General features: G+C 75.7%; 12 protein-coding genes. 3 read left to right on the top strand and 9 right to left on the bottom strand.

Going from position 1 to position 12,604, the window contains the following annotated elements:
* Positions 1–97 precede the first annotated feature (97 nt).
* The 3 genes from ACFV61_RS29195 to ACFV61_RS29185 form a co-directional block, all read right to left on the bottom strand.
* The gene (locus ACFV61_RS29195) at positions 98–1,276 is read right to left on the bottom strand and encodes a glycosyltransferase family 4 protein (protein WP_363374209.1); all 1,179 of its coding nucleotides are present in this window, start codon (positions 1,274–1,276) and stop codon (positions 98–100) included.
* A 234-nt stretch (positions 1,277–1,510) separates the two neighbouring features.
* Positions 1,511–3,244 (bottom strand): DNA repair protein RecN, encoded by a 1,734-nt coding sequence (recN, locus tag ACFV61_RS29190; protein ID WP_079136337.1) that lies wholly within the window; start codon positions 3,242–3,244, stop codon positions 1,511–1,513.
* Between the two features lie 88 nt (positions 3,245–3,332).
* Positions 3,333–4,028 carry a YitT family protein gene (locus ACFV61_RS29185; RefSeq protein ID WP_380341238.1) on the bottom strand — a complete coding sequence of 232 codons (696 nt, stop codon included), beginning with the start codon at positions 4,026–4,028 and terminating at the stop codon, positions 3,333–3,335.
* Positions 4,029–4,160: 132 nt separating this feature from the next.
* On the opposite strand from ACFV61_RS29185, the gene ACFV61_RS29180 reads away from it, so the two are divergent.
* The gene (locus tag ACFV61_RS29180; RefSeq protein WP_363374210.1) at positions 4,161–5,660 is read left to right on the top strand and encodes a PLP-dependent aminotransferase family protein; all 1,500 of its coding nucleotides are present in this window, start codon (positions 4,161–4,163) and stop codon (positions 5,658–5,660) included.
* Positions 5,661–5,679: 19 nt separating this feature from the next.
* Here ACFV61_RS29180 and ACFV61_RS29175 read toward each other — a convergent pair whose 3' ends face one another.
* From ACFV61_RS29175 to ACFV61_RS29160, 4 genes are all read right to left on the bottom strand, one after another.
* Positions 5,680–6,588 (bottom strand): NAD kinase, encoded by a 909-nt coding sequence (locus ACFV61_RS29175; protein ID WP_063349647.1) that lies wholly within the window; start codon positions 6,586–6,588, stop codon positions 5,680–5,682.
* Between the two features lie 93 nt (positions 6,589–6,681).
* Entirely contained in the window at positions 6,682–7,539 is an 858-nt protein-coding gene (locus tag ACFV61_RS29170; protein ID WP_380341245.1) for a TlyA family RNA methyltransferase, read from the bottom strand.
* On the bottom strand, positions 7,536–7,724 hold the full coding sequence (locus ACFV61_RS29165; RefSeq protein WP_063349645.1) for a hypothetical protein: 189 nt from the start codon (positions 7,722–7,724) through the stop codon (positions 7,536–7,538). Before ACFV61_RS29165 ends, ACFV61_RS29170 begins: the two co-directional genes overlap by 4 nt.
* The gene (locus tag ACFV61_RS29160) at positions 7,708–8,616 is read right to left on the bottom strand and encodes a histone H1-like repetitive region-containing protein (RefSeq protein WP_380494828.1); all 909 of its coding nucleotides are present in this window, start codon (positions 8,614–8,616) and stop codon (positions 7,708–7,710) included. Before ACFV61_RS29160 ends, ACFV61_RS29165 begins: the two co-directional genes overlap by 17 nt.
* Before the next feature lie 177 nt (positions 8,617–8,793).
* On the opposite strand from ACFV61_RS29160, the gene ACFV61_RS29155 reads away from it, so the two are divergent.
* Positions 8,794–9,141: an SCP2 sterol-binding domain-containing protein gene (locus ACFV61_RS29155; protein WP_063349643.1), complete on the top strand. Its 348-nt coding sequence runs from the start codon at positions 8,794–8,796 to the stop codon at positions 9,139–9,141.
* Between the two features lie 95 nt (positions 9,142–9,236).
* On the opposite strand, the gene ACFV61_RS29150 is transcribed toward ACFV61_RS29155, so the two are convergent.
* Together ACFV61_RS29150 and ACFV61_RS29145 are read right to left on the bottom strand one after the other, a co-directional pair.
* Entirely contained in the window at positions 9,237–10,274 is a 1,038-nt protein-coding gene (locus tag ACFV61_RS29150) for an HAD-IIA family hydrolase (protein ID WP_380494826.1), read from the bottom strand.
* Positions 10,275–10,407: 133 nt separating this feature from the next.
* Entirely contained in the window at positions 10,408–11,007 is a 600-nt protein-coding gene (locus ACFV61_RS29145; RefSeq protein ID WP_380379772.1) for a tetratricopeptide repeat protein, read from the bottom strand.
* Positions 11,008–11,099: 92 nt separating this feature from the next.
* On the opposite strand from ACFV61_RS29145, the gene ACFV61_RS29140 reads away from it, so the two are divergent.
* Entirely contained in the window at positions 11,100–12,470 is a 1,371-nt protein-coding gene (locus ACFV61_RS29140) for a DUF1015 family protein (protein ID WP_079135935.1), read from the top strand.
* The last annotated feature ends 134 nt before the right edge of the window (positions 12,471–12,604 follow it).

The raw sequence follows: 12,604 nt of genomic DNA, 5'->3' as shown, positions 1-12,604 counted from the left end.
GATCCGACAACCGCTCACCCGCACACGACTTGACCTGCCCCACCCTCGCCACACCACAACCAACGAGACAGACACACCAAAGTCACTGGCATTGGCCCTAGTCCCGCTGGACCAGCTCGTCGTAGGTGCTGAGCACCTGGGCGACGGTGGCGGCCTCGTCCGGCCAGGTCTCGGCCTGCTGCCGGCCGGCCGCCACCAGCCGCTCGCGGCCCGCCGGGTCGGCCAGCAGCCCGCGCACCGCCCGGCCGATCGCGACCGGGTCGCCGGCCGGCACCAGCACGGCCGCGTCGCCGACCAGCTCGGGGATCCCGCCGACGGCGGTGGCGACCACCGGCACGCCGGCCCGCATCGACTCCTGCACCACCAGCGAGCGGGCCTCCCAACGACTGGCGACCACCACCACGTCGGCGGCCGCCAGCAGGTCGGGCACGTCGGTGCGGAAGCCGAGCAGCCGCACCGGCAGCTTCTCGGCGGCGACCCGCTCGCGCAGCCCGGCCGCCTCCGGCCCGTCCCCGGCGAGCAGCAGCAGCGGCTCCGGGTCCAGCACGGACAGCTCGCGGGTGGCGTCCAGCAGCAGCCCGAAGGCCTTCTGCGGGACGAGCCGGCCGACCGCCAGCACCAGCGGCCGGTCCGGGCCGTCGCCGAGCAGCGCGGCGCGCGCCGCGGCCCGGTCGAGCCGGCCCTCGGGCATCGGCGGGGCGGCCACCGGGCCGAGCCGGGCGTCGGTGGCGCCCAGCTCGCGGGCCCGGGCGACCAGGTCGGAGGAGGCGCCGAGGACGAGGTCGGCGGCGCGCGCGACCCGGCGCTCCATCAGCCGCTGCAGGCGGCGCTCCAGACCGGTGGCCAGCAGCGCGTGGTGGGAGGTGACCACCAGCGGGGTCTCCGGGCGCAGGCCCGGGAAGCGGCCTGCGGTGCGCAGGGCGAGGTCGGCGAGCAGCCCGGCGCGCAGCCCGTGCGCGTGCACCACGTCGGCGCCGGTGAAGGCCCGGCGCAGCTCGCCGATCGCGGCGGCGTCACTGCGGGCGCCGGCGGTGGGGGTGATGTCGACGATGTGGAACCTGGCGCCGGTGCGGGAGAAGCCGAACAGCGCGTCCGTGCCGGCCGGGGCGCACACCGTGACGATCACGCCGTGCGCGACGAGGCCCTGCGCCAGGGAGCGCACGTGGGCACCGATACCGCCGGTGCTGGCGGCCAGGACGAGTACCACGTGCAGCTGCCCCGGTTCTGGGGTGGCAGCGGCGGCCCGGGCGGCGGAATGGTCCACGTTCTCTCGCATCCGACTCGATCAGGTTCGCGCGCCGCTTCGCGAGGGTTGCCCGTCGGCGGCGCTCGGGACTGGAAAGCCAGTGTCCAGCCGCCACCATGCCAGGTCGGCGGCCCTCTTGGACAGTCGGCGCCACCGGGGGCGCGTCGCCTTCCGTCCGCAAGGGCCACCCGGCCCTGTCGGCGGGTCGGACGCCCCGGCCAGGGCCTGTCGCAGCAGGTCCAGCCGGGGGGTGCCGGACCCGCGTTAGCGGTGGCGCGGGGCCCGGGCGGCGGCCAGCAGTTCCTCGGCGTGGGCCCGGCCGAGCTCGGAGTCCTCCAGGCCGGCCAGCATCCTGGAGAGTTCGCGCACCCGCTCCTCGTCGTTCAGCACCTTGACGCCGCTGCGGGTCACGGTGCCGTCGTTGGTCTTCTCCACCACCAGGTGCCGGTCCGCGAAGGCGGCGACCTGCGGCAGGTGGGTGACCACCACGACCTGGGCGGATTCGGCCAGTTTGGCCAGCCGGCGGCCGATCTCGACCGCGGCCTTGCCGCCGACGCCCGCGTCCACCTCGTCGAACAGGTAGGTGGGGACGGGGTCGGCGCCCGCGAAGACCACCTCGACGGCGAGCATCACGCGGGACAGCTCACCGCCGGAGGCACCCTTGGCGATCGGGCGGGGCTGGGCGCCGGGGTGCGGGGCGAGCAGCACCTCGACCTCGTCCACGCCGTGCGGGCCGTAGGCGACGGTGCGGCCGTCGACCTCGATCCCCGACAGGTCGTCGACCTGGGCGATCGAGAAGGTCACCCGGGCGTGCGGCATCGCCAGTTCGGCGAGTTCGGCGGAGACGGCGTCGGCGAAACGCCCGGCCGCGGCCTGCCGGGCGCCCGACACCTCGGCCGCCAGCTCGGCCAACTCGGCCCGCAGCGCGGTCTCCTGGGCGCCGAGCTGGTCGATCCGGTCGTCGTCGCCGTCGAGTTCGGCGAGCCGGGCGGAGCCGGCCTCGGCCCAGGCGAGCACCTCGGCGAGGGAGTTCTCCGGGCCGCCGTACTTGCGCAGCAGCTGGGCCAGGACGGCCCGGCGGTCCTCGACGGCGGCGAGCCGGACGGGGTCGGCGTCCAGGTCGTCCGCGTAGCCGGCCAGGTCGCCGGCCACGTCGGCGAGCAGGTAGCCGACCTCGTTGAGGCGGTCGGCGAGGCCGGCGAGGCGCTCGTCGTGGTGGCGCACGGCGTCCAGGGCGCGGCGGGACTGCGCGAGCAGGGTGCCCGCGTCCAGTGCCTCCGGGTCGGCCGGGTCGCCGGCCAGGGCGGCGTGGGCGAGGGTCGCGGCGGAGGACAGCGCGTCGGCGTGGCCCAGCCGCTCGGCCTCGGCGGCCAGCTCCGTGTCCTCGCCGGCCACCGCCTCGGCGGCGGCGATCTCGTCCAGGCCGAAGCGCAGCAGATCGGCCTCCTGCGCGCGCTCACGGGCCCGGGTGGTCAGCTCCTCCAGGGTGGCCGAGACCTCGCGCAGGCTCCGGTAGGTCTCCCGGTAGCGGGCCAGCGGCTCGGCCACCGCCTCGCCCGCGTAACGGTCCAGCGCGCCGCGCTGGCGGGCCGGGCGCAGCAGCCGCTGCTGGTCGGTCTGGCCGTGCACGGCGATCAGTTCCTCGCCGAGTTCGGTGAGCAGCCCGACCGGGACGGCCCGACCGCCGACGTACGCCCGGGAGCGGCCTTCAGCGGAGACGGTCCGGCTGATCAGCAGGGCGCCCTCGTCCAGTTCGGCCCCGGCCTCGGCCGCGCGGATCGCCGCCGGGGAGCCGGGGGGCAGCTCCAGCCGGCCCTCGACGACGGCGCGTCCGGTCCCGTTGCGCACCAGGCCCGGGTCGGCGCGGCCGCCGAGCAGCAGGCCGAGGCTGGTCACGACCATGGTCTTTCCGGCGCCGGTCTCACCGGTCACGGCGGTGAAGCCGGGGGCGAGTTCGACCACCGCGTCGTCGATGACCCCAAGATCCCGTATCCGCATCTCGTCCAACACGGAGACGACCTTACGAGGTTCCACCCCCGGCGCGCGACGAGCGGCAACGCCGCGCGGCAACTCCGCGCCCGGAAGTTCACCCCTTCCGGGGCGTTTGCCCGGGTCCCGGCACCGTGCACCACGGCAGGAAGATCTGCACCAGCGGGCCGATCGCCAGTGCGTACGCGACCGTGCCGACCCCGGCGGTGCCGCCCAGCAGGACGCCGGCGACCAGTACCGTCACCTCGATGCCGGTGCGGATCAGCCGCAGCGAACGCCCGGTGCGCCGGTGCAGGCCGGTCATCAGGCCGTCGCGCGGGCCCGGGCCCAGGCGGGCACCGATGTAGAGGCCGGTGGCCAGGCCGTTGAGCAGGATCGCGGCGGCCATCAGCGCGATCCGGGCGGGCAGCCCGTGCGGGCCGTCGACCAGCCGCAGCGTGAGGTCCATCGAGGCGCCCAGCACCAGCACGTTGGCGACGGTGCCGACGCCCGGGCGCTGGCGGATCGGGATCCACAGCAGCAGGACCAGGGCGCCGCAGATGGTCACCCAGGTGCCCACCGAGAGGCCGGCGACGCGTTGCAGGCCCTGGTGGAAGACGTCCCACGGGTCGAGGCCGAGGCCGGAGCGCAGCATCAGCGCCATGCTCGCGCCGTACAGGTAGAGGCCGACGGCGAGCTGCGGGATCCGGCGGCCCAGGGCGTGGGTGTCGCCGAGCACCCGGGCGGCGAGCGGGGGCCGGGCGGCCTCCGGGGCGGGTTCGGGCGTGGTCGTCGGCGTGGTCGTGGTGGCCATCGGGCGCTCCTGCGGGTGGTGCTGCACCCCGGGCGGCCCCGGCGGTGGCGGACTCGACGGCCGCACTGCCATGATGGTCAGGCCAATAGAGCCCGCTCCAGGGCCAATTTCGAGCAAGTGGACTGATCAGCCTTGGCCGACTGGCACACCACCGTCACCCCGCCCGCGCTCGCCCGGCTGCTCGCCGCCGCCCGGCTGCCCGAGCCGGCCACCGCCCGCCGCCCCGCCTACCGGACCCTCGCCGGACAGATCCGGCTGCTGGTCACCGAGGGCCGCCTGCCGGTCGGCGCCCGGCTGCCCGCCGAGCGCGAACTCGCCGGCGCCCTGGAGCTGAGCCGCACCACCGTCGCCACCGCCTACGAGACCCTGCGCGCCGACGGCTACCTGCTCAGCCGCCGCGGCGCCGGCAGCTGGACCACCCTGCCCGAGGGCGCCCCGCCGCCCAGCGACGCGCTGCACCCCGTCCCCCCGGACGAGCAGGGCCGCACCCTGGACCTCGGCGTCGCCGCCCTGCCGGCCCCGCAGCCCTTCCTCGGCGAGGCCGCCGTCCGGGCCGTCGAGCAGCTGCCCTGCTACGCCGCCGGGCACGGCCACTACCCCACCGGCGTCCCGGTGCTGCGCGAGGCCCTCGCCCGCCGCTACACCCAGCGCGGCCTGCCCACCACCCCCGACCAGATCCTCGTCACCACCGGCGCGATGGGCGGGCTGCACCTGGTCCAGCGGGCGCTGATCGGCCGCGGCGACCGGGTCGCCGTCGAGGCGCCCAGCTACGCCCACACCCTCCAGGCGCTCCGGATCACCGGCGCCCGCCTGGTGCCGGTGCCGTACGGCTACCGCCCCCAGCCCGAGTGGGACCTCACCGAGTGGCGCGGGGTGCTGCGCGGGGCCGCGCCCAAGGTCGCCTACGTGATCCCCGACTTCCACAACCCGACCGGCGCGCTGATCGGCGAGGAGCAGCGCCGCGAGCTGCTGGCCGCCGCCCGGGCCGCCGGCAGCGTCGTCCTGGTCGACGAGACCACCGCCGAACTCGGCTGGGGCGTACCGGAGTCCGTCCCGCTGCCGCGCCCGATGGCGGCGCTGGACCGCTCCGCCCAGGTGGTCACCGTCGGCTCGGCCAGCAAGCTGCTCTGGGGCGGCCTGCGGATCGGCTGGGTCCGGGCCGCGCCCGCGCTGGTGCGCCGGCTGGCCGCCGACCGGGTCTACAGCGACGTCGGCACGCCGGTCCTGGAGCAGCTGATCGCCGCCGAACTGCTGGGCGAGCCGCTGCCCGCCGTCCGGGCGCACCAGTTGGACCGGCTGCGGGCGACGGCGCACGCCTTCGCCGCCGCACTGCCCGAGCACCTGCCGGGCTGGTCGTTCACGCCGCCGCCCGGCGGGCTCTCGCTCTGGGTGTCCACCGGCGGGCTGTCCGGCGCGGCGCTGGCCCGGTCCGGGGAACGCGCCGGGGTGAGGATCGCCTCGGGCAACCGGTTCGGCTCGGACGGCGCGTTCGAGCACCACGTCCGGATCCCGCTCACCGTGCCGGCCCCGGCCGTCCCCGCCGCCGTGCAGCGGCTCGCCGAGACCGCCGCCCGGGCGACGGCGGGCGGCCGGTACGGGCCGCCCGGCGACACCCCGCCGCTGGCGATCTGACCAGCGGCCTGACGGGCCGTCAGCAGTGGGTGTTCGCCCGCCCGCGCCAACCCGTCACCGGCAGCGCGAACTTGGCCACCAGCCGGTCGGTGAACGGCGCCCGGTGCAGTCTGGCCAGGCGCACCGGGGTCTGCCCCCGGCGGACCTCCACCCGTGCGCCGGCCGGCAGTTCGACCGTGCGCCGCCCGTCGCACCAGAGCACGCCGTGCGGGGTCTTGGGCTGCACCTCGACGGCCAGCACCGAATCCGGCGAGGTCACCAGCGGGCGGGCGAACAGCGCGTGCGCGGAGATCGGCACCATCAGCAGCGCCTCCACCTCCGGCCACACCACCGGCCCGCCGCCGGAGAACGCGTACGCGGTGGAACCGGTCGGCGTCGCGCACACCACGCCGTCGCAGCCGAAGTTGGAGACCGGGCGGCCGTCCACCTCGGTCACCACCTCCAGCATCCGCTCCCGGGACGCCTTCTCGATCGACGCCTCGTTCAACGCCCAGTCCTGGTGCACCACATCGCCGTTGGTGCGGACGATGACGTCGATCGTCATCCGCTCCTCGACCTCGTAGTCGGCGTCGACCACCCGCTCGACCACCACGGCCAGATCGTCCCGCTCGGCCTCGGCGAGGAACCCGACCCGGCCCAGGTTGATCCCGAGCATCGGCAGCCCGTGCTCGCGGGCCAGCTCCGCCCCGCGCAGCAGCGTCCCGTCCCCGCCGGCGACCAGGATCAGCTCGCAGCCGTCCGCCGCGCCCGGCCCCCCGGCCACCTTCTCGACCCCGTCCGGCAGGTCCAGGTCCAGCGCCTCGGAGGCGAGCAGTCTGATCCGGATGCCCGCCTTCAGCAGCCCGTGCACCAGGGCCTCGACGCTGCGCAGCGCCGCCGCCCGGCCGGTGTGCGCGATCAGGAAGACCGTACGTTCTTCATCGCTCATGCCGCTGCCCTCTCCCTCACGCCTGCCGGGTCGCCTTCGGCCCCGGTACGGCCGCGTCACACAGCATGACGGACCGGACGCCCCCACAGCACCCTATCGGGGCCCCTCCGCGACGGCCCGGTCCGCCTCGGCGGGATCCAGCTGCGGGGCGTCCCGGCGCAGCCACAGGAAGTACTCCACGTTCCCGGACGGGCCCGGCAGCGGGCTCGCGGTGACGGCGCGCACGCCCAGCCCGAGCCCCCACGCCTGCCCGGCGACCTGGCGCACCATCTCGGCACGCAGCTGCGGGCTGCGCACCACCCCGCCGCTGCCCAGACGCTCCTTGCCGATCTCGAACTGCGGCTTGACCATCAGCACCAGGTCCGCGTCCCCGGCCGCGCAGGCGGCCAGCGCGGGCAGCACCAGGCCCAGCGAGATGAACGACAGATCGCCGACCACCAGGTCGACCGGGGTGCCGCCGATCAGCTCCAGGGTCAGCTCCCGGACGTTGGTGCGGTCCATCACCGTCACCCGCTCGTCGCTCTGCAGCGACCACGCGAGCTGCCCGTAGCCGACGTCCACCGCCAGCACGCCGACCGCGCCGGCCCGCAGCAGGACGTCGGTGAAGCCGCCGGTGGAGGCGCCCGCGTCCAGCGCCCGGCGGCCCTCGACCACCAGGCCCTGCGGGACGAAGGCGGCGAACGCCCCGGCCAGCTTGTGCCCGCCGCGCGAGACGTAGTCGGGGTCGTTGTCGTCCTTGGCCACCACGACCGCCGCCGAGGTCTCCACCTGGGTGGCCGGCTTGGTCGCGGTGGTGCCTCCGACGGTCACCCGGCCGGCCGCGATCAGCTCGGACGCGTGCTCACGCGACCGGGCCAGCTTGCGGCGGACCAGCTCCGCGTCGAGTCGGCGTCGTGCCACTGCCACTGGTGTTTCAGCTCCTACGAGTCCTGCGGGTCGTTCCAGGGTCATTCCTGGTCGAGCGCGGCCAGCGTGTCGGCCAGCCGCTGGTGAACATCTTCGTACACCTCGACGTGTGCCTCGGCCGGGACCCCGTCCAGGGCCTCCAGCCGGGCCAGCCCGGCGTCCACCACGGGGTGGCCGGTCGGGGTCTGTTCCACGCCGAGCGGTTCGACGGCTTCAGCTGGTCCGGTCATCGGGCTTCTTCGTGCTGGTGGCCTTGCGGACGGTGGTCTTCTTCGTCGCCGTGCGCTTCGCGGGCGCCTTGGGCTGCGCGGCCGGCTCGGCGGCGGCCTGCTGCGCGGTGGCGGTCTTCTTGACGGCCGTCTTGCGCACGGTCGTCTTCTTGGCGGCCGTCTTCTTGGCCACCGGCTTCTTGGCGGCCGCCTTCTTCGCCGGGGACTTCTTCGCCCCGGCCCGGCCCGCCGCCGGGGTCTGCTCCGTCGAGGCCTTCTCCGCCGGGGCCTGCTCCGCCGAGGCCTGCTCCGTCGCCGGGGACTTCTTCACCGGGGTCCGCTTCGCGGCGGCCTTCCCCGGTAGCGACGGCCGTACCGGCGGGACGGGCGGGTCGACCTCGACCGGCTCGTCCACCTCCACCCGTTCGGCCACTATCGGCTCCCCCGCCACCGGGGCCGCCGGCTGCTCGTCCGCCCGCTCCCAGCCGCGCCCGAACAGGTCGTCCGCCCGGGGCGCCGGCGTCGGCTCCGCCGCCTCGTCGACCCCGGCCGACCGCACCGCAGGCTCGGCCTCCTCCTCGACCTCGCGCAGCTTGCTCTCCAGGTAGGCGAGCACCACGCCGACCTTCATCACCTGGTCGCCGACCTTCTCGAAGGCCTTCTCCACCTCGCCGCGCGCCACCCCGACGGCCAGGTCCACCCCGGCCCGCCCGGCGGTGACCGCCTCCTCCGCCAGCGTCTGCAGCGTCTTCGCCGACGGCGGGAACTGCCCGCCGAGCCGACGCTCGACCTCGGTGACGTCGACCCCGGTCCGCTCCAGGATCACGGCCGCCGTCCCGACGACCCGCTTGCCGACCTCCTCCGCCAGCCCGGCGGCGACCTCCACCACTCCCCGCACCGTCCTCGGCAGCATCCGGGTGCCTCCTTAGCGCCTGCGCGCATCGCTCCGTCGCCGTCGGTGCCCGGGCCGATCCGGGCACCCCACGGACGACGCTACCGCCAAAACCCGCCTGCGGTACCGTGGCCCGGCAGGGACCATCGCCGTCACCTGCCGCAACCACCAGGAAGCCCAGGGAGGGGAACCACCGCCATGGCCAACGCCGAGGAGTGCCGCGAGGCGCTGGAACAGCTCAGCCGGAACATGGCGAAGTCCACCGGTGACGTCCGCAAGGCGGCCGCCCTCGACCGCTCGCTCAGCTGCCGGATCACCGACCTCGACCTGACCTTCACCGGCCAACTGCGCGACGGCCGGATCCAAGGCCTCGCCTCGGCCTCCGGCGCCCCGGCCGAGAAGGCGGCGATCCGGCTCACCATGAGCAGCGACGACCTGGTCGCCGTGGTCTTCGGCGGGCTCAACTTCGCGTCCGCCTGGGCGGGCGGCCGGATCCGGCTGGAGGCGGGCTTCCGCGACCTGCTGCGGCTGCGCACCCTGCTCTGAACCCGGCCGCCGTGGTCCTTCCCTCTTGGACCCAACCGCCCTCGCCTTGAGCGTCCTGGCCCCGACCGCCCTCGCCTTGAGCGCCGTGCGGCGACTCAGAACCCCAGCTCGGCCAGGGCCTTGCGCCCGTCGGCCGGTGCGCCGTCCGCGTCCAGCGCCGTCCACGCCGCCGCGCACAGCGCCCGCAGACCGTCCCAGCGGTCCCCGCCGCCGTCCAGCCGCAGCACGCCACCGGCGGCCGACGCGACCCAGCCGCCGCAACCGAAGCCGTCCGCCCCGGTCGTGACCGCCGGGTGCGGCTCCAGCAGCCCGCGCAGGTCCGCCGACAGATAGGTCGGCCGGTGCTCGGCCGGGGCCGCCAGCAGCTGCGCCGGGGTGGTCACCCCGGTGAACACCAGCAGGCTGTCCACCCCGCCGTTGAACGCGCCCTCGATGTCGGTGTCCAGCCGGTCGCCGACCACCAGTGGCCGCCGCGCGCCGGTCCGCAGCACGGTCTCCCGGTGCATCGGCGGCTGCGGCTTGCCCGCCACCACCGGGTCCACCCCGGCGGCCGCCCGCACCGCCGCCACCAGCGTCCCGTTGCCGGGCGCGATGCCACGCGCGGTCGGAATGGTCAGGTCGGTGTTGGAGGCCACCCACGGCAGCCCCTGCTGCACCGCGTACGCGGCCTCCGCCAGCTGCGCCCAGCCGACCGACGGGTCGTAGCCCTGGACCACCGCGAGCGGCTCCTCGGCCAGCGAGCGGACGGCGACCAGCCTGCGCTCGGCCAGTGCTTCCTCCAGCCCCGGACCGCCCACAACCAGCACCTTCGCCCCGGCCGGCACCTGCTCGGCGACCACCCTGGCGGCTGCCTGCGCCGAGTTGATCACGTCGGCCGGCTCGGCCGGCACGCCCAGCCCGGTCAGGTGCTCGGCCACCACCCGCGGCGGGCGGGAGGCGTTGTTGGTCACGTACGCGAGCCGCATCCCGGCCGTCCGGGCGGCGGCCAGCGCGTCCACGGCGTGCTCGATCGCGTGCGGGCCCGCGTAGACCACGCCGTCCAGGTCCAGCAGCGCCGTGTCGTACGCCTCGGTCAACGGCTGCTCGCTGCCGCCGGGGGCGGTCCGTCGCACGGTGGTGGTCGGTGCGGTCATGGCTGCGCTACCTCATTCACTGCGTTGTTCGCTTCCTCGGGTGCCCCGAGCGGGTGGGCCCTTGAGTTGCCGGGCCCCTGAGTTGGTGGACCCTTGAGCCGGTGGGCCCTTGAGCCGGTGGGCCCCGAGCCGGTCAGACCTCGTCGTCCGCACCGGCGTCGCCCGTCGGCGCCCCGTCCGGGCCCGGCGGGGGCGCCAGGTACCCGGGTGCCCCGGGCAGCAGCGGCCCGAACGCCCCGGCGCGGGCCGCCAGGGTCGCCCTGGTCTGCCGCAGCGCCGCCTGGTAGTGCTCGGTGCCCGGCCGCATGGCCACGGCCAGCGCCAGGTGCTCGGCGGACGTCTCGAAGTCGCCCAGCCGGGCCGCCGCGACGCCCCACCCGAACTGAGCGTAGTCGTCCGACGGATCGGCCAGCGCGACGGCCCGGAAGTTCTCCAGCGCCGCCGCGTACGAACCGGTGTCGAACTGGGCCCGCGCCAGCGTCTCCCGGATGCTGCGCGACTGCGGCTCGGCCGCCGCCGCCCGGACCAGCAACTGCTCGGCGGCCGCCGCGTTGCCCTGGGCCAGCAGCCTCCCGCCGCGCCGGAACCAGTCGTACACGTCCCCGGTCGGCTCGCCGGAACGCCCCTGCGCCGGCACGCCGCCGTGCACCTGCGCACCCCCGCCACCGGCGCCGTCCAACCCGCCCTGCTCGGCCGGGCCGCTGCCGTCCAGCCGTTCCTGCCCGTCGTCCATGCGGTACCTCGCCCTCGGTCGCACACCCGTCCCACAGGTCAGCACGGGTATTCCGATCTCTCAACAACGCGTACCCGGTTACGATGCCCAGAATGAGCACACCCAGTGCAGAAGACGGAGTCGAGACTCCCGAGGGCGGCCCCGGCGATCCCGGGCACGTCGCCACCGCAGGCCTGTCCCTGTCACCCTTCCAAGGCCTGCGCTACGTCCCCGATCGGGTCGGCGCGCTGGCTGCGGTCATGTCACCGCCGTACGACGTCGTCGACCCCGGCCGTCGGCTCGACCTGGAGACCGCCGACCCGCACAACGTGGTCCGGCTGATCCTGCCCAGGCCCGAGCCCGAGGACGCCGGCGACCGGCCCGACCGCGACACCAAGTACCGGCACGCCGCCCGGCTCCTGGCCGCCTGGCAGCGCGAGGGGATCCTCGCCGCCGACCCGGCGCCCGCGCTCTACGTCTACGAGCAGCGCGTGCCAGCCACCGGCGACTCCCCCGAGCTGCTCCAACGCGGGCTGATCGGCGCCCTCGCGGTGAGCGGTCGCGAGGCCGGCGTGGTCCTCCCCCACGAGGACGTGATGCCGCGGCCGGTCGCCGACCGGGTCGGCCTGATGCGCACCACCCGGGCCAACCTCGAACCGCTGCTGCTCACCTACCGCGGCAGCGGCGGCGCCTCCGGCGTCATCGAGCGGACCGTCCAGGGCGAGCCACTGCTCTCCACGGCCACCAGCGACGGCACCCACCACCGCCTCTGGGCCGTCGCCGACCCCGCCGAGATCGCCGAGATCAGCCGCGACCTCGCCACCTGCCGGGCCCTGATCGCCGACGGCCACCACCGCTGGGAAATGTACCTCCGCCTCCAGCGCGAGCACCGCCACCTGCCGCGCAGCCCGTGGGACCGCGGCCTGGTGCTCCTGGTGGACACCGCCCGCTACCCGCTGCGGGTCCGGGCCATCCACCGGGTGCTGTACCGGCTGCCGGTGGCCGAGGCGCTGGAGAGGCTCGGCGACCAGTGGAAGGTCAAGGAGGTCCCCGGCCCGCTGACCGCCGCCCTCCAGGCCCTCGCCGAACAGAAACGGCACGGCGGCAACGGCTTCATACTGACCGGCGGGGACGGCGTGTACTGGCTGCTCGGCGAGCCCGAGGAGGCACTGCTCGACGCCACCGTGCCGCACGACCGGCCCGAGGAGTGGCGCCACCTGGACGCCACCGTCCTGCACGCCACCCTGCTCGACCGCACCTGGCACGTCCCCGACGGCCCGGACGACATCGGCTACCTGCACACCGCCGCAGCCGCCGAGCAGGAGGCCGCGCGCACCGGCGGCACCGCCGTCCTGCTGCACCCGGTCCGGGAGAGCGTGGTCCGCAGACTCGCCGAACAGGGCGTCACCATGCCGCGCAAGTCCACCTCCTTCGGGCCGAAGCCGGCCACCGGACTGGTGCTGCGCAACCTCGAACTGGGCTAGGTTCCCCCGCCGAAACGCGAAGAGGCCCGGGCCCCCTGCCCCGGGTTTTGAGGGGGATCGGGGCGGGGCGCCCCCCGCGGGGGGGAACGCCCACCGGGGGGGCGGGGGGCTGTAAAAAAAGGACCCCGCCCCCG

It is taken from the genome of Kitasatospora sp. NPDC059817 (genome assembly GCF_042731835.1).
Taxonomy (GTDB): domain Bacteria; phylum Actinomycetota; class Actinomycetes; order Streptomycetales; family Streptomycetaceae; genus Kitasatospora.
Note: the sequence above shows the minus strand (reverse complement) of the source record. Positions and strands in the feature narration are given on the sequence as shown.